General features: G+C 58.5%; 20 protein-coding genes. 8 read left to right on the top strand and 12 right to left on the bottom strand.

The window, feature by feature from the left end; all coding sequences use genetic code 11:
- Positions 1–41 precede the first annotated feature (41 nt).
- The gene (locus NWQ23_RS03800; RefSeq protein WP_306164913.1) at positions 42–2054 is read right to left on the bottom strand and encodes a lytic transglycosylase domain-containing protein; all 2013 of its coding nucleotides are present in this window, start codon (positions 2052–2054) and stop codon (positions 42–44) included.
- Between the two features lie 149 nt (positions 2055–2203).
- Here NWQ23_RS03800 and dapA point away from each other — a divergent pair, with 149 nt between their 5' ends.
- Entirely contained in the window at positions 2204–3076 is an 873-nt protein-coding gene (gene dapA, locus NWQ23_RS03795) for a 4-hydroxy-tetrahydrodipicolinate synthase (RefSeq protein ID WP_306164912.1), read from the top strand.
- A gap of 23 nt (positions 3077–3099) precedes the next feature.
- Here the strand turns inward: dapA and NWQ23_RS03790 are convergent, their stop codons facing one another.
- Both NWQ23_RS03790 and NWQ23_RS03785 read right to left on the bottom strand, forming a co-directional pair.
- Positions 3100–4287, bottom strand: coding sequence for a winged helix-turn-helix domain-containing protein (locus NWQ23_RS03790; protein WP_306164911.1), 1188 nt, complete (start codon positions 4285–4287; stop codon positions 3100–3102).
- On the bottom strand, positions 4284–4727 hold the full coding sequence (locus NWQ23_RS03785; RefSeq protein ID WP_306164910.1) for an ion channel: 444 nt from the start codon (positions 4725–4727) through the stop codon (positions 4284–4286). The genes NWQ23_RS03790 and NWQ23_RS03785 overlap by 4 nt, the downstream gene beginning before the upstream one ends.
- 74 nt (positions 4728–4801) lie before the next feature.
- On the opposite strand from NWQ23_RS03785, the gene smpB reads away from it, so the two are divergent.
- From smpB to NWQ23_RS03755, 6 genes are all read left to right on the top strand, one after another.
- Positions 4802–5275: an SsrA-binding protein SmpB gene (gene smpB / locus NWQ23_RS03780; RefSeq protein ID WP_306164909.1), complete on the top strand. Its 474-nt coding sequence runs from the start codon at positions 4802–4804 to the stop codon at positions 5273–5275.
- Between the two features lie 157 nt (positions 5276–5432).
- Positions 5433–5711, top strand: coding sequence for a hypothetical protein (locus tag NWQ23_RS03775; RefSeq protein ID WP_306164908.1), 279 nt, complete (start codon positions 5433–5435; stop codon positions 5709–5711).
- Between the two features lie 144 nt (positions 5712–5855).
- The gene (gene sseA / locus NWQ23_RS03770) at positions 5856–6722 is read left to right on the top strand and encodes a 3-mercaptopyruvate sulfurtransferase (RefSeq protein ID WP_306164907.1); all 867 of its coding nucleotides are present in this window, start codon (positions 5856–5858) and stop codon (positions 6720–6722) included.
- A complete protein-coding gene (locus NWQ23_RS03765) occupies positions 6723–7907 on the top strand; it encodes an amino acid aminotransferase (RefSeq protein ID WP_306164906.1) in 1185 nt (394 codons plus the stop codon).
- 174 nt (positions 7908–8081) lie between these two features.
- Positions 8082–9038, top strand: coding sequence for an L-malyl-CoA/beta-methylmalyl-CoA lyase (locus tag NWQ23_RS03760; protein ID WP_306164905.1), 957 nt, complete (start codon positions 8082–8084; stop codon positions 9036–9038).
- A 428-nt stretch (positions 9039–9466) separates the two neighbouring features.
- A complete protein-coding gene (locus NWQ23_RS03755) occupies positions 9467–10429 on the top strand; it encodes an acetyl-CoA carboxylase carboxyltransferase subunit alpha (protein ID WP_306164904.1) in 963 nt (320 codons plus the stop codon).
- A gap of 102 nt (positions 10430–10531) precedes the next feature.
- Here the strand turns inward: NWQ23_RS03755 and NWQ23_RS03750 are convergent, their stop codons facing one another.
- From NWQ23_RS03750 to NWQ23_RS03735, 4 genes are read right to left on the bottom strand one after another with little or no spacing between them, the layout of a single operon-like run.
- Entirely contained in the window at positions 10532–11140 is a 609-nt protein-coding gene (locus NWQ23_RS03750; RefSeq protein WP_306164903.1) for a pyridoxamine 5'-phosphate oxidase family protein, read from the bottom strand.
- The gene (locus tag NWQ23_RS03745; protein WP_306164902.1) at positions 11133–11861 is read right to left on the bottom strand and encodes a 1-acyl-sn-glycerol-3-phosphate acyltransferase; all 729 of its coding nucleotides are present in this window, start codon (positions 11859–11861) and stop codon (positions 11133–11135) included. The genes NWQ23_RS03750 and NWQ23_RS03745 overlap by 8 nt, the downstream gene beginning before the upstream one ends.
- Positions 11858–12751 (bottom strand): ABC transporter permease, encoded by an 894-nt coding sequence (locus NWQ23_RS03740; protein ID WP_306164901.1) that lies wholly within the window; start codon positions 12749–12751, stop codon positions 11858–11860. The genes NWQ23_RS03745 and NWQ23_RS03740 overlap by 4 nt, the downstream gene beginning before the upstream one ends.
- Positions 12748–13422 carry a cell division ATP-binding protein FtsE gene (locus tag NWQ23_RS03735; RefSeq protein WP_306164900.1) on the bottom strand — a complete coding sequence of 225 codons (675 nt, stop codon included), beginning with the start codon at positions 13420–13422 and terminating at the stop codon, positions 12748–12750. Before NWQ23_RS03735 ends, NWQ23_RS03740 begins: the two co-directional genes overlap by 4 nt.
- A 163-nt stretch (positions 13423–13585) precedes the next feature.
- On the opposite strand from NWQ23_RS03735, the gene NWQ23_RS03730 reads away from it, so the two are divergent.
- On the top strand, positions 13586–14368 hold the full coding sequence (locus NWQ23_RS03730) for a zinc-ribbon domain-containing protein (RefSeq protein ID WP_372340106.1): 783 nt from the start codon (positions 13586–13588) through the stop codon (positions 14366–14368).
- Positions 14369–14391: 23 nt separating this feature from the next.
- Here NWQ23_RS03730 and NWQ23_RS03725 read toward each other — a convergent pair whose 3' ends face one another.
- The 5 genes from NWQ23_RS03725 to argH all read right to left on the bottom strand — a co-directional run bounded on the left by NWQ23_RS03725 (position 14392) and on the right by argH (position 20284).
- Positions 14392–16977, bottom strand: coding sequence for a TIGR02302 family protein (locus NWQ23_RS03725; protein WP_306164898.1), 2586 nt, complete (start codon positions 16975–16977; stop codon positions 14392–14394).
- Positions 16978–17048: 71 nt separating this feature from the next.
- On the bottom strand, positions 17049–18317 hold the full coding sequence (gene lysA, locus NWQ23_RS03720; protein ID WP_306164897.1) for a diaminopimelate decarboxylase: 1269 nt from the start codon (positions 18315–18317) through the stop codon (positions 17049–17051).
- 73 nt (positions 18318–18390) lie between these two features.
- Positions 18391–18726 (bottom strand): DUF2834 domain-containing protein, encoded by a 336-nt coding sequence (locus NWQ23_RS03715; RefSeq protein ID WP_306164896.1) that lies wholly within the window; start codon positions 18724–18726, stop codon positions 18391–18393.
- Positions 18726–18899 (bottom strand): hypothetical protein, encoded by a 174-nt coding sequence (locus NWQ23_RS03710; protein ID WP_306164895.1) that lies wholly within the window; start codon positions 18897–18899, stop codon positions 18726–18728. Before NWQ23_RS03710 ends, NWQ23_RS03715 begins: the two co-directional genes overlap by 1 nt.
- The gene (gene argH, locus NWQ23_RS03705; protein WP_306164894.1) at positions 18896–20284 is read right to left on the bottom strand and encodes an argininosuccinate lyase; all 1389 of its coding nucleotides are present in this window, start codon (positions 20282–20284) and stop codon (positions 18896–18898) included. Before argH ends, NWQ23_RS03710 begins: the two co-directional genes overlap by 4 nt.
- Between the last annotated feature and the right edge of the window lie 3 nt (positions 20285–20287).

Raw genomic sequence — 20287 nt, 5'->3', positions numbered from 1 at the left:
CTTTCTTCCGAGCCTAAATATCCCCGCCGGAGGCATGAAAGTCAGCCGCGTTCAGGGCGGGCGACAGGGCGGATATCTGGCACAGGGCCGCTCTCCACCGGCAAGGGGCGCGTTCTGGGCCGCACCAAGGGCTTGGACCCGACAAGCAGATCGGTAAAGCGCACAACCCCCGTGCGTCCTGTCAGGCGGGCCTCATAAATCGGGATACTCTCGGTCACGCGCATCACGTAGTTGCGGGTTTCGCGAAACGGGATGTGTTCGATCCAGTCGATGACATCCATCTCGCGCAGGCGGGGGTCACCGCGCTCTGCGATCCAGCTTTTCGGGCGACTGGGCCCCGCATTATAGCCTGCGGCAATCAACACAGGCGTCGGGCCAAAGTCCTCTTGCAGAAAGGCAAGGTATTCAGATCCCAGAGTAGCATTATACTGCCAGTCCGACGTAAGCCTTGCGCGCGCATATGGCAGATCCAGCCAGCCCGCGACTTCCTCTGCGGTCGCAGGCATCAATTGCATCAAGCCCAGCGCACCTGCCGGGCTACCGATCCCGATATTGAACTCGCTTTCACGGCGGGCAATGGACAGGGCGAGCGCAGGCGCAACCGGCAAATCCATTGCGGCCAGATCGTGCAAAGGAAAATAGATGGATGGGACCAAGACACCGTTTGCCACCGCTGTCTTGCCCAACAACACCGTGTAGTATTGCTCATCAATCGCGTTCAGATAGGCCCCGACCTGGGCGAGTTCTTCTGCATCCAGCGTTTGGCCCAGCCCTGCAAAGAATGTCACGGCATGACCACGCTCACCGCCTGCCAGAAGCATCAATGCAGCCTTTGTCACATCGCGCTCAAACACGGACGCGCCGCGCCAGTCAGGCTCTAACGCCACCAAGGACGGGTCCAATGGGCGGCCCACCTTTTCGGATGCCAGCAAACCGTAAAATGCCGTTTGATGGACCGCCGCCGCCCCATAGGCCAAGGCTGCGGCAGCCGCATCATCCTTCACCTCATAGGCACGGCCAATCCAATACTGCATCCTGCTGACAGAGATCGGACTGCTTGACGCCGCCAGCCCGTTCTGAAAATGCACCAGCGCTTGCGTGGGATTGCCCAGATAGGTCAGGGACAGATACCCCGCCAACCACTCCAGATCGGCATAGGATTCGCCCTCGGTCATGAAATGACGAGAGGCCAAAGCATAGGCCTGATCGGCGCGCCCCTCACGCATTTCCCAACGGGCCAGTATCCTGCGCCAACTTGACCAGCGCGACGGCTCACCCAGAGCATTGGCACCGGTCGAGTGGTCCGAGACGATCTTGACCGCCTCCGTCCAGTCCCCGCGCGCGGCAAGCCAGGCAAAGCGATCATAGGCCAGCCCCGCGTCCTGCCGCAGCGCGCTTGGGACGGCATTGGCCAGCGGGTTCATGTTGCCGGTGCCGGTCATATACCCGATGCGGGCAGCAGCCAAAGCACGCTGTTCCGGCGCCAAAAGCGGGAGCATCCGCGCGGCATCTTCCGCACGACCCCGCCACAGCAAGGCATCGGTGCGGGCCGCATGATAGGCTGACAGCTGCGGGCCAAAGGTATCATACATCGCCTTTTGGCCTGCGTCGCTCAGGCGCAAATTCACCCATGCCGCGCCCAACACGTCGCGGGCCTGCTCGGTCTGACCAAGCGCGAGATGCGCGCGTGCCAGCGCCATAGCACCGTCGGCGGTTTGCGGGGGCTCTTGGACAAACCATGCGATGACCTCTTGGGGTTCTTGACCTGTGGCGATCGCCAACTCGGATTGGGTTCGCAAACGATCCAAACCGGGCCAATCGGCGCGGCGGACCAGAAAGTCCTGATATTCTGCGAATGTCCCGCTGCCGTCGCGCAGGCGCATCCAAGTCAGCACATCTGCGGTCACCGGGTCAGCTTCGAGGGCCAACTGATAGGCAGTGTCCCAGCCGGTTTCAGCGGCCTCAAGGGCCGCGATGCTCTTGGGATCAACGGATTGCGCAAATGCTGGCGCACCGGCGGTCAAAAGCGCCATGATAATGGTTGGAAATCGCATGAAATTCACCGTTTGGACCGTCTGAAAGGAAAGTTAACCCGCACAAGGACAATAACAACTCACAAACTTGGCAATCGGCGCAAAGGCGTCTAGTGTCCGCGCGATTTTACCCCGGCGACTCGTCGCCATCAACCACAAGGAAGCGTGCCATGTTCAAGGGATCACTCCCCGCCCTCGTCACGCCGTTTACGAACGGCCAAGTCGATGTGGCGACGCTCAAAAAACTTGTGAACTGGCATGTCGCGCAAGGCTCGCATGGGCTGGTGCCGGTCGGCACAACCGGCGAGAGCCCGACGCTGACCCATGCCGAGCACGATATGGTGGTCGAAATAGTCGTGGCCGAGGCAGCAGGGCGCATTCCCGTGATCGCCGGTGCCGGCTCTAACAATACGATCGAAACGGTGCGTCTGGTGCAGGCAGCCAAGCAAGCCGGTGCCGATGCCGCCCTCGTTGTGACCCCCTATTACAACAAGCCGACCCAAGCGGGGCTGATTGCACATTTCATGGCCGCCGCTGACTGCGGCCTGCCTATCGTGATCTACAACATCCCCGGCCGGTCCGTGGTTGATATGACCCCCGCAACGATGGGTGAACTGGCCAAACACGAGATGATTATCGGCGTGAAAGACGCCACTGGGGATCTGTCGCGCGTGCCCAAGCAGCGCATGACCTGCGGGACGGATTTCGTGCAGTTGTCGGGAGAGGACGCAACAGCGCTGGGGTTCAACGCCCATGGCGGCATCGGGTGCATCTCTGTTACGGCAAACGTGGCCCCTGCCCTTTGTGCGGCATTTCAGGAAAGCACGCTTGCGGGCGATTATGCATCTGCCTTGACCCAGCTTGACCGGCTGATGCCTCTGCACGAGGCGATTTTTACCGAACCTGGCCTGGTCGGTGCAAAATACGGCATGTCGCTGTTGGGCATGTGCAGTGAAGAGGTGCGCTTGCCGCTTGTCGGATTGACAGATGCGACAAAAGACAAGATGCGCGCCGCGATGATCCATGCGGGACTTTTGAATTAAAGTAAGGTGGGTTTTAACCCACCTTATCTGATCCACCCTTCAGCATAGTCCAAAGCACGACATCCGCCAAAGCTGGCCGCGCGTTCCAACTCTTGTTGCAGCGCGCGCAGCCGTCCGGCACCCAGCTTCACGCCCAGCTCTGGCCAGAATGCGCGCACTGCCAGAATGTCCGCTTGGCGTTTCATGTCGATCCGGCCTATGATCCTGTCGCCCTCCATCACCGGAAACACGTAATAGCCATAGGTGCGCTGCGGTGCGGGCACGAAAATCTCGATCCGGTAATGAAAGCCGAAAAGCCGCTCTGCCCGTTTGCGATCGCGCAAAGCCGGATCAAAGGGCGACAGGATGCGGAGGCGCGGCGCTGGCGGCGCGGTGGCCCCGTCCATTACATCGGGCCAGGCGAAAGAGCGGCGCCGCTTGCCATCGACGCCTTCCACGTCGACTTCAATGACGCGGCCCTCTGCCAAGGCCACGGTGCACCATGCCTTTGCCTCCGCTGGAGTGACATGATCCCAGAACGCGGCCAACTCACCGCTGGTGGCAAAGCCCAAGCGATCCAGTGCGCTCGCGCAACACCAGTCAATTGTCTCTTCGGGGTGATGCCGCCGGTTCAGATGCTCTGCGGGGATCACCCGTTCGGTCAGGTCATATACCTTGGTAAACCCCTCGCGGCGCACGACAGACAATTGGCCTGACCGCCACAGATATTCCAAAGCAGTCTTTGACGGATGCCAATCCCACCAGCCGCCCGATCCACGGCTTTCATCGCTGCCGACATCGCCCGAGGTACAGGCCCCGCCGTCGGAAATCCGGCGCAGCACCTCATCGATCTTGGCGTGAAAATCATCGCGGCGGTCGTTGCGCCAGCGCGACGCCAAACGCGCTTCGTCCCGCGCGAAGCGCAGCCGCCAATGGGCAAAGCTTTCCATCGGGATCACGGCGGCATCATGGGTCCAGTGCTCGAACACCTGCCTGTCGCGGTGCAACAAATGCTGCAAGGCCTGCGGGCGGTACTGTTGGCGCCGCGACCAGAGGATCAGGTCATGGGCGCGGGCAAAAGTGTTCACACTATCGAGTTGCACAAAGCCAAGACCGTCGATGACAGCTTTCAGATCAGCGCCTTTTCCGGCACCAGAGGGTCGCCCCGCCAACCCATGCTTTGCCAAAAACAGATGGCGGGCCGTGCCGTTGGGCAGGACTGGAACAGTCACGATTCCGCCTTGGTCATCGCCAATTGTTGCAGGCGGACCTGCCGCAATGCCTCGACCAAAAGTGCTGTCACCAGACCGATGTTCAACAGACCATTGGCCGCCGCCATACCGCCCAGCAAACGCCATTCGGTTGGCAAAAGTACATCGCCAAACCCCAGCGTCGTAAAAGCAACCAGCGCAAAGTAGACCGCAACCTCCAGCGTATCAAAAACACCCAAGGCCATCATCGTCAGTGCCCAAGCCCAAACACCTGCAGTCATCTGCGCCATGATCCAGATGGCGGCGACACAAAGCACCAAGATCAGTTTTGGCCGATGCGGCGCGCGGGTCAGCCAAGGGCGCAGACGCATGAGCAGCGTTTCCATCAGCCAATAGCTTACCCCCGCGATCAGGATCGAAAACAGCATCAGAGCTGTTCCAAGGGCAATCTGAACAAACATCACTTCACTCCGGACCGGACAAACTACGTGCACATCTTGTGCCACAGCGTCCCATCGCATATCTGGGCCCAACTATGGCCAAGAAACCCGAAAACAAAAACTACAAAGTCATCGCCGAGAACCGGCGGGCGCGGTATGATTTTGCCATCGAGGACGATATCGAGGTCGGGATCATCCTGACAGGGTCCGAGGTCAAGTCGTTGCGCATCGGCCAATCGAATATCGCTGACAGCTATGCTTCGGTCGATGATGGCGAACTATGGCTGACGAATGCCTATATCGCACCTTATGATCGCGCCATGTTCAGCCACGAAGAACGCCGCAAGCGCAAGCTGCTGGTCAGCCGCAAAGAACTGTCGCGGCTTTGGAACGCCACCAAGCGCGAGGGCATGACCCTTGTGCCGCTCGTCATGTATTTCAACGATCGTGGTCTGGTGAAGCTGAAGATCGCGACGGCCAAAGGCAAAAAGAATCATGACAAACGCGCAACCGAGGCGCAGCGCGACTGGGGCCGCCAAAAGCAGCGGCTTTTGCGGCACGGGGATTGAAGAGCGTCATTTCCCCCTAACGTCACAGGGTCTTGTCCCTAGAAGCGGACAGAACGCGCAGTTGTGAGCGATGTCACACTGTTTGCGGCTCTCGTTGTGCGGCTATGGACCCGGCGCACGCAAGACCAGATTCGGGTCCTCCCAGGAGGGAATTATTTTGGAACAATTGATCATTCAACTCGTCTCTGGCGCAGTTGGCGGCAATGTCGCAGGCGGCGTCATGAAAAACCTTTCGCTTGGAACGCTGGGCAACTCGATCGCAGGGATTGTGGGCGGCGGAATCGGCGGCCAAGTTCTGAGCGCGCTTGTTGGCGGTGGCGCTGCAGCCGGTGGGCTTGATATCGCCAGCATCGTGACACAGGTTGCCGGCGGTGGTGTTGGTGGTGGCCTTGCCTTGGCTCTTGTCGGTGTTGTCAAGAACATGATGGCGAAATAAGCCACAGAGCATTTACTGACCCTCTTGCAAGCGGAGAGGGCAATCAAGAAACCTGCCCGCAAGCAGTCTGAAAAGCAGCGCTTTGACTTGTTTTGTCTAGCGCTGCAAGCTACCCCTGTCGCGACTGTTACAAAGGGGAGCGCGATGACCGCAACCGCAGCCGACGACCCAAGAACGCTTGTCAGCACGGATTGGCTGGTGGCGCACCTCAAAGACCCCGACCTGCGCATTTTTGATGCGTCTTGGTACCTGCCCGATATGGGCCGTGATGCGCGCGCGGAATATGACGCGGGCCATATACCCGGTGCGCGGTTCTTTGACATTGACGATATCAGTGACGCACGCTCAGAGCTGCCACATATGGCCCCGCCGGTGGAAAAGTTCATGTCGCGCATGCGGGGCATGGGCGTAGGCGACGGGCATCAGGTTGTGATCTATGACGGGATGGGCCTGTTTTCTGCCGCAAGGGTTTGGTGGTTGTTCCGCTTGATGGGGCAAACCAAAGTGGCTGTGCTGGATGGCGGCCTACCGAAATGGCGGGCAGATGGGCACAAGACAACGACAGCCGCACCCACAATCCGCGACCGGCATATGACCGTGCGTATGGAGGCCCACCGTGTGCGCGACGTCACCGAAGTTGCACGCGCGGCAAAGCTGGGCGATCACAGTATCGTCGATGCCCGTGCGCCCGCCCGCTTCAAAGGCGAAGCGCCCGAACCGCGCCCGGGCATGCGATCTGGACATATTCCGGGTTCGCGAAATGTCTTTTATCAGGATCTTCTGAACGCCGACGGCACGATGAAAACACCCAAGGCGCTGCGCGCTGTTTTCAGTGACGCTGGCGTCGATCTGCATAAGCCGATTATCACGACCTGCGGGTCTGGTGTGACCGCCGCGATCCTTTCGCTTGCCCTTGAACGGATCGGGATCACCGATCATTCGCTTTACGACGGCTCATGGTCCGAATGGGGCATGTACGCCGATCTTCCCATTGCCACCGGAGCCGCATAAATGCTGGAAAACCTTTCTGCCCAACCTGCCGACAAAATCCTTGCGCTGATCGCCAGCTTCAAAGCGGACCCGCGCAGCAACAAGGTGGATCTGGGTGTCGGCGTCTACAAGGACGCAACAGGCAACACCCCCGTCATGCGCGCGGTCAAAGAAGCAGAACGGCGGATCGTAGCGGATCAAACAACCAAGGCCTACACGGGACTGGCAGGTGATCCGGCGTTCAGTGCCGTGATGAAAGACCTTGTATTGGGCGATAGCGTGCTGAACGAACGGGTCGCTGCTGTGGCGACGCCCGGCGGGACAGGTGCGATCCGGCAGGCGCTTGAACTGATCAAGCTTGCAGCCCCCCGAGCAACGGTCTGGCTATCGAACCCCACTTGGCCGAACCACCCCTCGATCGTCAAGTACCTTGGGATGAAGATGGCCGAGTACCGCTATTTTGATAGCGCCACGCGCGGCGTGAATTTCGCGGGTATGATGGCCGACCTCGAAGGTGTCGGCGCTGGCGATGTGGTCTTGCTGCATGGGTGCTGTCATAACCCGACCGGCGCAAACCTGACTTATGAACAGATGGCTCAGGTCATCAGCTTGATGCAGAAGAAAATGGCGATTCCGTTTGTTGATATCGCCTACCAAGGGTTTGGTGATGGACTGGCTGAGGATGCCAAGGCCACGCGCCAGATCGCCAGCAGTTTTGAAAACTGCCTGATAGCAGCAAGCTGTTCCAAAAATTTCGGCATTTACCGTGAGCGGACAGGTATCCTGATGGCCGTCGCCAAAGATGCAGACCAGCAGGCTGTGACGCAGCAGAACCTCGCTTTCCTGAACCGCCAGAACTACTCCTTTCCGCCGGACCACGGGGCACGGGTTGTGACGACGATCCTGCAAGACCCTGCATTGCGCGCGGATTGGGAAGCCGAGTTGGAAGAAACCCGCAACGGGATGTTGGTGCTGCGGCAGCAGTTGGCGGATGAGTTGAAACGCCTGACCAATAGTGACCGCTTTGATTTTCTGGCCCATCACCGCGGTATGTTCAGCCTTTTGGGGACAACCCCCGACAAGGTGGAAAAGCTGCGCGCCGATTACGGGATCTATATGGTGGGTGATAGCCGGATGAATATTGCTGGCCTGAATGCAGAGACCGTCCCTATCCTTGCCAAGGCTATCGTCAGCGCCGGCGTTTAAGCAGGAGCGAAGGAAATTCGCGAATTTCCTTCATGGGAGCAAAATTTTTCGCGAAAAATTTTGCACTGCAGCGTTTCCAATTGCTGCAAGTGCAAATTGAACTTGTGGCTCTTCGCGCAATAATATAACGAACAGCGCAAATAGAACGCAATTTTACTACGCCAAGGATCTCCGATGTCATTTCGCCTGCAACCGACACCACCTGCCCGTCCCAACCGCTGTCAACTCTTTGGCCCGGGATCAAACACCAAATTGTTTGAAAAGATGGCTGCGAGTGCGGCGGATGTCATCAACCTCGATCTCGAAGACAGTGTGTCACCCTCTGACAAGGACACTGCGCGCAGAAACATCATTCAAGCCATCAATGAAGTGGATTGGAACACAAAGTACCTGAGCGTGCGGATCAATAGCCTTGATACGCCCTATTGGTACAAGGATGTCGTTGATGTGCTGGAACAAGCGGGCGACCGCCTTGACCAGATCATGATCCCCAAAGTGGGCTGTGCGGCCGACGTCTATGCCGTTGATGCGCTGGTGACCGCGATCGAGCGCGCCAAGGGCCGGAGCAAACCGATCAGCTTTGAGGTCATCATCGAATCTGCGGCAGGGATTGCCCATGTCGAAGAGATCGCAGCAAGCTCACCGCGTCTGGCGGCAATGAGCTTGGGCGCGGCTGATTTTGCAGCTTCGATGGGGATGCAAACGACAGGGATCGGCGGTACGCAGGAAAACTACTATATGCTGCATGGCGACACGCGGCACTATTCCGACCCTTGGCACTGGGCACAAACGGCGATTGTCGCAGCCTGCCGGACCCACGGCGTGCTGCCCGTCGATGGGCCTTTCGGGGATTTCAGCGATGATGAGGGGTATCGCGCCCAAGCACGTCGTTCTGCGACATTGGGCATGGTCGGCAAATGGGCGATCCACCCCAAGCAGATTGCCCTAGCCAATGAAGTGTTCACTCCTTCAGCAGAAGCCGTCGCCGAAGCCCGCGAAATCCTTGCCGCTATGGAAGAGGCCAAGGCGCGGGGAGAAGGGGCGACGGTCTACAAGGGCCGCTTGGTCGATATCGCGTCGATCAAGCAAGCCGAGGTGATTGTGCGCCAGTCCGAGATGATTGCCGGTTAGTCCGAGGCAAAGTGGGTTAGGAATTGATCCGGCTTTGGGATCAGATCAAGCATCACTTGCGGGACTGCTTGTCGATCGAAAGGAGGGGCATCATATTCAAGCCCCCAGAACCCTGCCAGAAAACCGTCTGAGCGCCGTGTCACACGCACATTGCATCGCACGACAATGCCAGCATCCTGGTCGAAACGAGAGCACCAAGACGAAATGCGATGCATATCATTGATCCACCCCGCAGATGAATGAAAGTCCCATGCTACATCTTCGATCGATCTTCATCCTTGATAAACACCACCGCAGGGCGGCCAGTGCAAAACCTCGGACCAATTCCCAAACAAATCTTAGAATGATCATTCACCACTGTCCCGAAACATTGCACTCGCGTGGCGCATACTCCATATGTTTATGTGTTCCATGACAAGGCGCTATCCATGACCCAGTACCTCGACTTTGAAAAACCTCTGGCCGAAATCGAAGGCAAGGCGGAAGAACTGCGCGCGATGGCGCGCGCGAACCCCGAGATGGACGTCGAGAAAGAAGCGGCAGCCCTTGATAAGAAAGCGGCCGATCTTCTCAAATCCCTTTACGCGGATCTTACCCCTTGGCGAAAGTGTCAGGTTGCCCGTCATCCCGAACGTCCACATTGCAAGGACTATATTGACGCGCTCTTTACAGAATATACGCCGCTTGCCGGAGATCGGAACTTTGCCGATGATCTGTCGGTCATGGGTGGGCTTGCCCGCCTGAACGGTATTCCGGTCATGGTGATCGGTCATGAAAAAGGCAATGACACCAAAACGCGGATTGAACGGAATTTTGGCATGGCCCGCCCCGAAGGGTATCGCAAAGCGATCCGCCTGATGGAGCTTGCCAATCGCTTTGGTCTGCCGGTGATTACCTTGGTCGACACGCCCGGCGCCTACCCCGGCAAAGGCGCCGAAGAGCGCGGCCAGTCCGAAGCGATTGCCCGCTCGACCGAGAAATGCCTGCAACTGGGCGTACCACTGATCAGCGTTGTCATCGGTGAAGGTGGATCTGGCGGCGCTGTGGCCTTTGCCACGGCAAACCGTGTCGCGATGCTGCAACACTCCATTTACTCGGTCATCAGCCCCGAAGGCTGTGCATCGATCCTTTGGAAGGACGCCGAAAAGATGCGCGAGTCCGCCGAGGCTCTGCGCCTGACATCCAAGGACCTGCAAGAACTGGGAGTCTGCGACCGCATCATTCCAGAGCCTCTCGGCGGGGCACATCGCAGCCCCGAGGAGGCAATCAAGTCCGTCGGTGAGGCCTTGACCCTCTTGCTCAACGAATTGCGTGGTCTTTCACCACAGAAACTGCGTGCGGATCGTTGGAGCAAATACCTTGATCTTGGCTCAAAAGGCCTCGCAGCCTAAGTTTGGTGGCGCCTTCTTGGGTCCGGTGCGGAAGCAATCAAGTGATCGGTGATCAACTGATGCCTTCAGACCGGGGCGCAACAAGCGTCTCGGACTGCAAGACTACCACAAGGTCTGCTGCGCGCGGGCGGCCCAACTGGCATCATAGTCTGCCCCGTCAAACCCAGCCTCTTGTTCGGCCAAGATCTGCCCAATCGTTGGTAGATCCGCGCTCTCATCGGTAGAACTCCAGGTCCTGGCACGCATCAAGGCCCGTGCGCACTGGCTGTAAACCTCAGCGACAGAGATCACTGTAATGCTGCGCGGCGGGGGTCCTTTCTGGTCAAAACGCTCCAGCAATTCCGGGGCAACAGACACGACCGCCGTGCCATTCACGCGGATGACGTTATTGGAACCGGGTACGATGAACATCAGGCTGATGCGCCCGTCCAAGACGATATTGCGCAAGGTATCAATGCGATTATTCCCGCGCCAATCCGGCATCAACAGGGTGTTTTGATCCAGCAGTTGCACGACAGGTCCATCGTCCCCGCGTGGACTACCATCTGTGCCATCCGGTCCTACGGTTGAAACGATGCACAACCGCGACGCCCTGATCCATTTGGCATAAAGCGGCGTGAGATGGTCGGCAACCTTGATCAATGAAGCCTTCGCCGGCGTATCGTAGATCGCTTCGAGGGCAGCAATTTCCCTGATCACGTGATCAGCCATCAAAGCCGGCCTCTTTGTTCAGACGGTCCGAGGCGGTTTCGATATCATGCTCAAGACGCGCCATGAAATCGGATACATCAAGTCCGGGCTCAATGCGCGGCAAGAATTCGAACACAGCCGTACCTTGCCGACGCATGATCCCGCGCTTTGGCCAGAAAACCCCGACATTGGTCGCGACAGGCACAACCGGCTGTTCCAGCTCGCGATAAAGCGCACCGGTCCCGATCTTGTAAGGGGCCTTTACGCCCGGAGCGATACGGGTCCCTTGGGGGTAGATGATCAACTGCCCCGGAAGCGCGCGACCTGCTTTGACATCCGCGACCATCTTCTTGATGGCCTGCCCGCGCTTGCCACGATCAACAGGGATGCACCCGATCCGCAGGCCGAATTGTCCGATGATCGGCGCATATTTCAAGATCGCCTTGAAGATGAATTTGCCACGCGGCATTGCGCCATAAATCATCAATACATCAAGAAAGGATTGGTGTTTTGGTGCCACCATGACCTCATCGGTGGGGGGAGTACCGCGAATTTCGCATTTGAGGCCGATCATCCAGGCGGCGCTCCAGCGAATATAGCGGCAATAGGCGTGACAGGCGGCAATTGCGCCTTCGCGTGACCAGATGGCAGCGGGCGTGTAAAGGATGCCGACAACCAGCATCGCGACATACATCTGCGCATTGAAGATCAGCGACCTTGTCCATTGGACCGCATTGCTCATGTCTGTTCCCTTAGCCTTGCAAAAGCAGCAGCCCGTGTCGCAAAGAATGCAACGATAGCAGAGAGCAGCGGGATGAGGATCGGCCAGAGCCAGTCGCCCCCTTCGAAACCGACGCCCATCAAAAGGCTCCCGGAGGCATCACCCTGCGGCATGAATTGCAGTGCCAGAACGCCCAGAATTGCCCCGACAACTGCACCGCCGCCTGCACGCAATGTGTAACGGCGGACAAAGGCCCGGGCAATGTAGACGTCTTTCGCACCGACCAGACGCAAGACCCGAATGACCTGAACATTCGCCGCAAGCGATGCTTGTGCCGCCAAAGTGATCATCGCGGCCACAGTCGCGCCAATCAGCAAAATGACAAACCACCCGATCACACGCACACGGCTCGCAGCCTCGACCAAGGGGGCCCGCCATGCGGTGTGATCATCAAGGATTGCGCCGGGTACCTGTGCCGAAAGACGCGCCCGCAGACCTTCAATGTCATAGCCGTCACCATCCGCAACGATTTCGATCAATTGCGGGACGGGCAAGGATTCAATAGGCAAGTCAGGGCCGAACCAAGGCTCGAGCAGGGCCTTTTGTTCATCTGATGAAAGCGCGCGCACACGGCTAATGCCGGGCGTTGTATCCAGCACATCCAAGGCAGACAGCAAGAGCGCATCTGCCGTGGCTGGATCAGCTGGCAAACGCAGTGTTGCCGATTGTGCCAACTCTTCAGCCCAGACATTGGCCACGCGGGTCGTCGTCAGCGACACCGCCAGTGCGATGATCGCCAAAAACGCCATTACCGCAGCTACGAACACAGTCAGGCGTGCGGTCATGCCCGTTGGTGGCACCGCACGGTCAGCTTGCTGATCGCCGACAATCAATTCAAGAAATGCCCTCAAAGCTCTGACCCCGCCTGCATCAATTGCCCGTCCTTGAGCCGCAAGACACGTGCACTCACATCCGCCTTCATTGACCGGATCATGGCAAGGTCATGTGTCGCGATCAGAATCGTCTTGCCCATCTTGTTCAGCTCAACCAACAAACTCAGCAACCGCTGGGACATTTCCCAGTCGACGTTGCCGGTGGGTTCGTCCGCGATAATGATCTCTGGCGAAACGATCACGGCACGGGCGAGGGCGGCTCGCTGCCGCTCACCACCGGACAACTGCGGCGGAAGCTGATTTGCTTGCGGGCCCAAACCGACCCAATTGAGCAGCTCCTGCAGGTTTCCCGAAACCTCTTGTTCACGGCCTGATACCGTCAATGGCAAGGCAATATTCTCGGCGATACTGAGGTGATCAAGGAATTGGCAATCCTGATGAACCACACCGATGCGTCGGCGAGACATCGCCACCGCATCACGATCCAACGACGCCGCATCCTGCCCGAAAATACGCACTTTCCCTGCCGTTGCCCGCAAGTCAGCATAACACAAGCGCAGCAATGTGGTTTTCCCCGCGCCCGACGGGCCCGTCAAAAAATGGAACGACCCCGGCGCAAGTGTCAGAGATAACTGGGAAAAAAGCGCCGTTCCGCCGTATCCATAAGACACTTTATCAAGTTCAATCAAAGCTTTTCCCCTGCCCTACACCGCCCTTCTGCCCAAAACTGCAACAGGTTTCAATCTCCGGACAGGTCTACATACGCAAATCCTTTGCGTTTGCCGTAGTCATTGCTAGATTGGAGACGGCTATAAAAACAATAGTGTAACAAGGCCGGGCAGAAGGATTGGTATGATGAGGCTCATTTGCCCTAATTGCGAGGCTCAATATGACGTTGCAGATGAAGCGATCCCATCGGGCGGTCGCGATGTGCAATGTTCAAACTGTCAACAGACTTGGTTTCAGACGGACAAACCGGTCGTGGCCGGACGCGAGTTGTCGCGCAGTTTGCCAAAAGTAGAAGTGACCAAGGCGGGATCAAACGAGAGCGAAGACAAACCGATCGCCCCCGCAGCCCAACCGCCACGCAAAGCCTTGGACGAAGCAGTCGCCAGTATCTTGCGTGAAGAAGCGTCTTTGGGCGCCAACTCCCAAAACGACATCCCCGGAAGTCAGGCTGCAAGGCCGCCGATGACACAAGCGGACAGAACAGCGCAAGTCGTGGATGCTGATGAAACCCGCAAACGCATCGCACAGATGACCGAAGCCGAAGGCGGAACCCGGGCCGTCAAGGCAAGTGTGTCAGCAGCAGCCGCTGCCGTCGCTGATACGCAAGCCAGATCAATACCGGATATCACTGAAATCAACGCGGCTTTGCGTGCGCGTGCCGAAGCAAATGATACGTCGGGCCTGACCGAGGCCGAAAAGAGCGAAGCCGTCCAGCGCAGTGGTTTTCGCCGTGGTTTCTTTCTGGTGCTTCTGCTGCTGGTCGTGCTGGTCGCGCCGTATTTCTTTGCTGACCTGATCACCGAGAACCTGCCGCAAACACGCGCGTTCATGGCAGACTACGTGACCACAGTCGATCAATTGCGGATTTCTTTGAACACCTTTGTCAGCGGCCTGTTTTCAGGCTAACCCGATACTTTAGGTTTCTGCTTCTAGAATTGGTCCAGCAAACGGCGCAGGTAATCGCGTTCGATCTCTGGACGGCTTTGTTGGGCAGAGCGGCGGCGAATCTCATCGAGCAGTTCTTCGGCGCGGCGGTTGACATCGTCGCCACCCAACAATTGCTGATCCGTGCCAAGTTGGCCGGTATTACCCATCTCGCGGCCCAAAGGGTCGCGTTGTCCGGGGATCGGGCGACCGGCGGCTTCACCTTGTTCTGACCCTTGGCCCGGCTGCATGTTTTGGTTTTCGGCCAGAGCCTGCCCCAATTCGCGCATACCATTGCGCAGGGCATCCATAGCTTCTGCCTGCTGGTCTATCGCTTCGGCCAGATCGCCGTCACGCAACGCATCTTCAGCACCTTCCATCGCACCTTCGGCACGGTCCAGTGACCGGCGTGCAATATCGCCTGCTTCGCCCCCAAGATCGGGCAATCCGTCGCGCTGGCGTTGTAGCTCTTGGCGCAGGGCCTGCTGACGCTGTGCCAAGCTGCGCTGGTCGCCTTCGCCACCTGCGCCATCGCCGCGCTGATCACCAGTTTGGCCGTCCTCGCCTGTACCTTGGCCTTGGCCTTGCTGACCATCTTGCCCGGGCTGTTCGCCGTTCTGGCCCTGCTGGCCAGGCTGCTGGCCCTGCTGACCGGGTTGCTGTTGGCCTTGCTCTCCCGGGCCAAACTGGTCCTGCAACTCGCTAAAGCTGTCATCGGACAGTTCTTCTTGTTCGCGCAGCGTGTCAGCCAGATCTTGCATGGATTGCTGGCCCGGCGATTGCGGTCCATCGCCGCCTTCGCCTTGGGTCACGCGCAGGTTTTCCATCATCTGGTTGAGCTGTTCCATGAGTTCTTGCGCCTCGGCCATCCGGCCTTCTTGCATCAGCTCTTCAATGCGATCCATCAGCGCTTGCAGCTCGTCCATGCCCATCTGCTGGCCCTGCTGGCCGCTGTCAGCCTGATCTGTGCCATCGGAGGGTTCAGCCTGTTCAGCCAACATGCGCAGGTAATCGTCCGTTGCCTCGCGCAATTCCTGCATCAGTTCCGCAATTTCTTCGTCTGACGCACCATCGCGCATCGCCTCGGCCAGCCGTTCCTGCGCGCGGCGCAACCGCTCGCGGGCGTCGGCAAGGCGGCCATCCTCCAACTGGATCGCAAGATCCCAAAGCGCCTCGACGATTTCGGCCTGTGCTTCGTCGGTCATGCCGGTTTCGGCAAAGTTATCCATGCGACGAATAATGGTGCGCAGGCGCAGGTAAGTCGTTTCATTGGAAAACAGTCCCTCGGGGCGATGAGAAACAGCGCGCAGGATCTGATTGATGCGTGGCGCATTGGCCTTTGACCACATCAAGTCACGGCGTTGTTCGATCACAGCTTTGGCGAAAGGCTGGAAAAAACGACGGCCCGGCAAAATCAACGGTTCCGCAGGGGTGGAACCGGTCTGTCCTGCTGCGTCCGTCACGGTCAGCTGGAGCGTCACCGGCAAATTGGCAAGCGGATGCTCGCTGAGGTTATCGACGAGGAAATCATCGAAATCCGACCGGTCGCCCGTGAAGGGCATCGGCAAGTCCAGCACCAAAGGATCAATGGGGTCTGGGTCAATCGCCAGACCGTGGCTGCGATCGACCGCTGCCAAATCCAGCGCAATGGTCGCGGTCCCCGATTCGATTCCATAGTCATCCGATGCCGCAAAGGGTTGTGACATCTCTCCCATCGCATCGGATTCGATAGGTCCGGTCAAATCTACGGTCGGGGCGTCATCGGCAATGGCGGTCACCTCCCATGTCGTGGACGTACCGCCACTGATTGTCAGCGTACCCGACTTCGCAATCGTGAACTGCTGCTGCGCGTCTGAAGCCAAGCCAATGTCATCGACCCGCCCCGAAACGGTCTCTGCCACAGTCAGCGCGCCCACTTCGCCATAAAGGCGCAACGTGATCTGGCTTCCCACTGGGACGCTCAGGGGACCGGGTGGCACGTCATTGAGATAAAGTGACGGCCTGCCTGTATAGGCGGGTGGCTCCACCCAACCCTCCCAAACCGGACCGGTCACAAGCGTCTGCTCACCTCCGGCAACAATCTGACCCACCGAACTCACGCGGAACAGAGAACCGAACATAAGGGCGGCAACGAAAAACAAGAGCGCAATAAAGCGCAAACCATAGGGGTCGCGATCAGAGATACGCAGGTCCGGCTCGACAGGCCGCGCTTTTTTGGTTTGCTCGGCCATCCGCGCGATGTGTGCCTGCCACACGGCCTCGGACGCAGCATCACCGCCTCCAATGGCTTGGGTATCGGCGACAGCAGCAATTGGGCGACCGGGCAAGGCTGCGTCGACCCGCGCGAGCGCCTCTGCGGATGACGGGACCCGAAACCGACGAATACCCCAAACAAGTGTCGCAAGACAGGATATGACCGAAATGACAGCGCCAGCCCAAAACGCCTCGAGCGGCAGAGTGTCCTGCCAGCCCATCATCAACGGGGCAAGCACAAGGAACACGACGGTCCAGAAAGGCCAGAAGGCGCGCACGACCTCTTCGGCCACCATCCCGGCACGGGTGGCTGCGACAGGCAGGCGCAAGTGGCGCATCTGGTCGTGCTGATCTTTCAGCGGGCGTCTCCCATTTTTTTGCACCACGGGCCAGTCCTGCGAAGCTTGCGCTATTCTAACCACATGGGCAGCGTATCGCGTGCAATCATTTCTTCATAGGTAGGGCGTGCGCGGATAACTGCAAATTGATCTTTGTCCACCAACACCTCTGGGATCAAGGGGCGCGAATTGTACTCTGACGCCATCACCGCGCCATAGGCCCCAGCAGAGCGGAAAGCGACCAGATCATCCGCTTGCACCGCGGGCATTTCACGCCCTTTCGCAAAAGTATCGCCGCTTTCGCAAACAGGCCCGACAATATCGTATTTTGCAGGCGCGGCACCCGGTGCAGGCTCTTTTACAGGGATAATATCATGCCATGCGTCGTACATGGCTGGACGGATCAGATCGTTCATGGCGCCGTCAAGGATCAGGAAATCACGGTCTTCACCTGATTTCACATAGATCACCTTGGACACCATCAACCCCGCATTGCCCGAAATCAACCGACCCGGTTCAATCTCGATCTCGCAGCCCAGATGCCCCACGGTGCGCTGAATGAGCGCACCATAATCTGTCGGCAAAGGCGGGGCTTCGTTGGAACGGGCATAGGGAATCCCCAAACCGCCGCCCAGATCAAGGCGCTTGATCTCGTGACCATCGGCGCGCAACTGTTCGGTGAGTTCGGCCACCTTGCGATAGGCCGCCTCGAACGGCGCCAATTCGGTCAATTGGGACCCGATATGCACATCAATCCCGATGACCTTCAGGCCAGGCATCGTGCCCGCCATCGCATAGACCTCGCGAGCGCGGCTGATTGGAATGCCGAACTTGTTCTCGGATTTTCCGGTCGCAATTTTCGCGTGGGTTTTGGCATCGACATCCGGATTCACCCGCACGGTAATCGGCACGACGGCACCCAGCGATTGCGCCACGCGGTCCAGCATGATCATCTCGGGTTCGCTTTCGACGTTGAACTGTCGAATCCCGCCTTCAATCGCAAGACGCATTTCATCGGCGGTCTTGCCCACGCCTGAAAACACAATGCGATCACCCGGCACGCCAGCAGCCTTGGCGCGCATGTATTCGCCTCCAGACACGACATCCATGCCAGCACCGGCATCGCCCAGGAGCTTGATCACCGCTTGGTTGGACAGGGATTTCATCGCAAAGCAGACAAGGTGGTCTGCCCAGCCCAGCGCCTCGTCAAACAGTGAAAAATGGCGCTTCAGTGTCGCTGTGGAATAGACATAAAACGGGGTCCCTACCGCCGCAGCAATCTCTGCCACAGGAACGTCCTCGGCGTAGAGCGCGCCGTCACGATAAAGAAAATGATCCAAGCCAGCGTTCCTTGTCCAAAGCCAGCCACCGACATATCAGATCGCGGGCAAAGACCAACCCTGATTTGAGGCGTTAGACGCGGACTTGTCTTTTGTCGCGGGCATAAACGACGCGGTCACGCAGATACAGATACAGTGGCAAGCCACAACTGACCCCGATACAGAATGTGGCCGGTATCGCGATCAGGCTCAGCCAGTTTTTCGTCCGGAATGCCTCGAACACGATCCAGACGGTCAGGGTCACTGCGGCAATCGTCAGATCCCATACCAAACCGCTTGTTGCGGCGTTGACATGCCAGGCATCGACCATCGCCAAAAGGCTCCACCCCTCGGCCTGAAACCAACTGATGAAGTAATACATCGGGTGAATGGCACCCCAAATCGCCAACACAAGAAAAACATTCCGCATCAGATGCCAACCCCAACCGAGACCGTACCATTCGAGGCGCCCAGACTGGCGCCAGTGCTCACGCCGCCGGTGCCGATACTCAGCCCCAGATTGGCGCTGGGAGTCCACGGCGCACCATCTGCACCGCATCCAGCAAGAGCCGCAATCATCAAAATCAAGGCGATACGCTTCATTTCAAGACCTCTTTCCAATGCGCCACCTGTGCGCGGACCTGTTCCGGTGCCGTCCCGCCAAAACTGGTGCGCGACGCGACCGAATTTTCTACCCCCAACACATCAAAGACATCTGGCCGGATCTCTGCATGAATGCTTTGCATATCTGCAAGCGTCAGGTCCGGCAGATCACAGCCTTTGCCCTCGGCCATCGCCACCAAAGACCCGGTCACGTGATGTGCATCCCTGAACGGTAGCCCAAGTTCACGCACCAGCCAATCCGCAAGATCGGTCGCGGTCGAAAATCCGCTGGAGGCTGCGGCTTTGAGGTTGTCGCGCTGCGCGGTCATATCCGTGACCATCCCCGACATGGCCGCCAAGGCCAGCATCAGGTTGTCGGCAGCGTCAAAGGTCTGTTCCTTGTCTTCCTGCATGTCCTTGGAATAGGTCAGTGGCAGGCCCTTCATCACCGTCATCAGGGCGACGTTCGCGCCAAAGATCCGTCCAATTTTGGCACGGATCAGCTCGGCCGCATCAGGGTTGCGTTTTTGCGGCATAATCGACGATCCGGTCGACCATTTGTCGGACATCTTAACAAAGCGGAACTGGGCAGAGGACCAGATCACCAGTTCTTCGGCCAGACGGCTCAGGTGCATTGCGCAGATGCTGGCGCTGGCCAGAAACTCCAAGGCGAAATCGCGGTCGGCCACAGCATCCAGCGAATTGGCCATCGGGCGGTCAAAGCCCAGCGCCGTGGCGGTCATCTGGCGGTCAATCGGGAAGGAGGTGCCCGCCAAGGCAGCAGCGCCCAAGGGCGATGTATTCATCCGCGCCCGCGCATCCGCAAAACGCGAGCGGTCGCGCGCGAACATTTCGACATAGGCCAGCATATGATGGCCCCATGTGACGGGCTGTGCCGTCTGCAAATGGGTAAAGCCGGGCATAACCCAATCGGCCCCTGCCTCTGCCTGACCGAGCAGAGCCTTTTGCAAGGCCGCCAGCGCCGCATCGGCCTGATCGCACTGGTCACGGACCCAAAGGCGGAAATCGACCGCAACCTGATCATTGCGGGACCGCGCGGTATGCAGACGGCCCGCTGGTTCGCCGATCAGATCGCGCAGGCGCGCCTCGACATTCATATGGATATCTTCGAGTGCGGTCGAAAACGGAAATTCTCCCGTTTCAATCTCTGACAATACGGTGAGCAGGCCTTCACGGATGGCTTTTGCATCGTTATCGGTAATGATGCCACAGGCGGCCAACATGGCGGCATGGGCACGTGAACCTGCGATGTCCTGCGGTGCAAGACGGCGGTCAAACCCGATCGAGGCATTGATAGCCTCCATGATCGCGTCTGGTCCGGCGGCAAAACGCCCGCCCCACATTGTGTTTGCGGATTTGGTCATAAA

It is taken from the genome of Yoonia sp. (assembly GCF_030731595.1).
Classification (GTDB): Bacteria; Pseudomonadota; Alphaproteobacteria; order Rhodobacterales; family Rhodobacteraceae; genus Yoonia.
The sequence above is the reverse complement of the archived record's forward strand: the minus strand, read 5'-3'. Positions and strand labels throughout refer to the sequence as shown.

Bases quoted from the DNA above. Each gene is read 5' to 3' on its own strand.
- NWQ23_RS03800 (WP_306164913.1), bottom strand. From the start codon at position 2,054: ATGCGATTTCCAACCATTATCATGGCGCTTTTGACCGCCGGTGCGCCA.
- dapA (WP_306164912.1), top strand. From the start codon at position 2,204: ATGTTCAAGGGATCACTCCCCGCCCTCGTCACGCCGTTTACGAACGGC.
- NWQ23_RS03785 (WP_306164910.1), bottom strand. From the start codon at position 4,727: ATGTTTGTTCAGATTGCCCTTGGAACAGCTCTGATGCTGTTTTCGATC.
- smpB (WP_306164909.1), top strand. From the start codon at position 4,802: ATGGCCAAGAAACCCGAAAACAAAAACTACAAAGTCATCGCCGAGAAC.
- sseA (WP_306164907.1), top strand. From the start codon at position 5,856: ATGACCGCAACCGCAGCCGACGACCCAAGAACGCTTGTCAGCACGGAT.
- NWQ23_RS03765 (WP_306164906.1), top strand. From the start codon at position 6,723: ATGCTGGAAAACCTTTCTGCCCAACCTGCCGACAAAATCCTTGCGCTG.
- NWQ23_RS03760 (WP_306164905.1), top strand. From the start codon at position 8,082: ATGTCATTTCGCCTGCAACCGACACCACCTGCCCGTCCCAACCGCTGT.
- NWQ23_RS03755 (WP_306164904.1), top strand. From the start codon at position 9,467: ATGACCCAGTACCTCGACTTTGAAAAACCTCTGGCCGAAATCGAAGGC.
- NWQ23_RS03750 (WP_306164903.1), bottom strand. From the start codon at position 11,140: ATGGCTGATCACGTGATCAGGGAAATTGCTGCCCTCGAAGCGATCTAC.
- NWQ23_RS03745 (WP_306164902.1), bottom strand. From the start codon at position 11,861: ATGAGCAATGCGGTCCAATGGACAAGGTCGCTGATCTTCAATGCGCAG.
- NWQ23_RS03730 (WP_372340106.1), top strand. From the start codon at position 13,586: ATGATGAGGCTCATTTGCCCTAATTGCGAGGCTCAATATGACGTTGCA.
- NWQ23_RS03725 (WP_306164898.1), bottom strand. From the start codon at position 16,977: ATGCGCCACTTGCGCCTGCCTGTCGCAGCCACCCGTGCCGGGATGGTG.
- NWQ23_RS03715 (WP_306164896.1), bottom strand. From the start codon at position 18,726: ATGCGGAATGTTTTTCTTGTGTTGGCGATTTGGGGTGCCATTCACCCG.
- NWQ23_RS03710 (WP_306164895.1), bottom strand. From the start codon at position 18,899: ATGAAGCGTATCGCCTTGATTTTGATGATTGCGGCTCTTGCTGGATGC.
- argH (WP_306164894.1), bottom strand. From the start codon at position 20,284: ATGACCAAATCCGCAAACACAATGTGGGGCGGGCGTTTTGCCGCCGGA.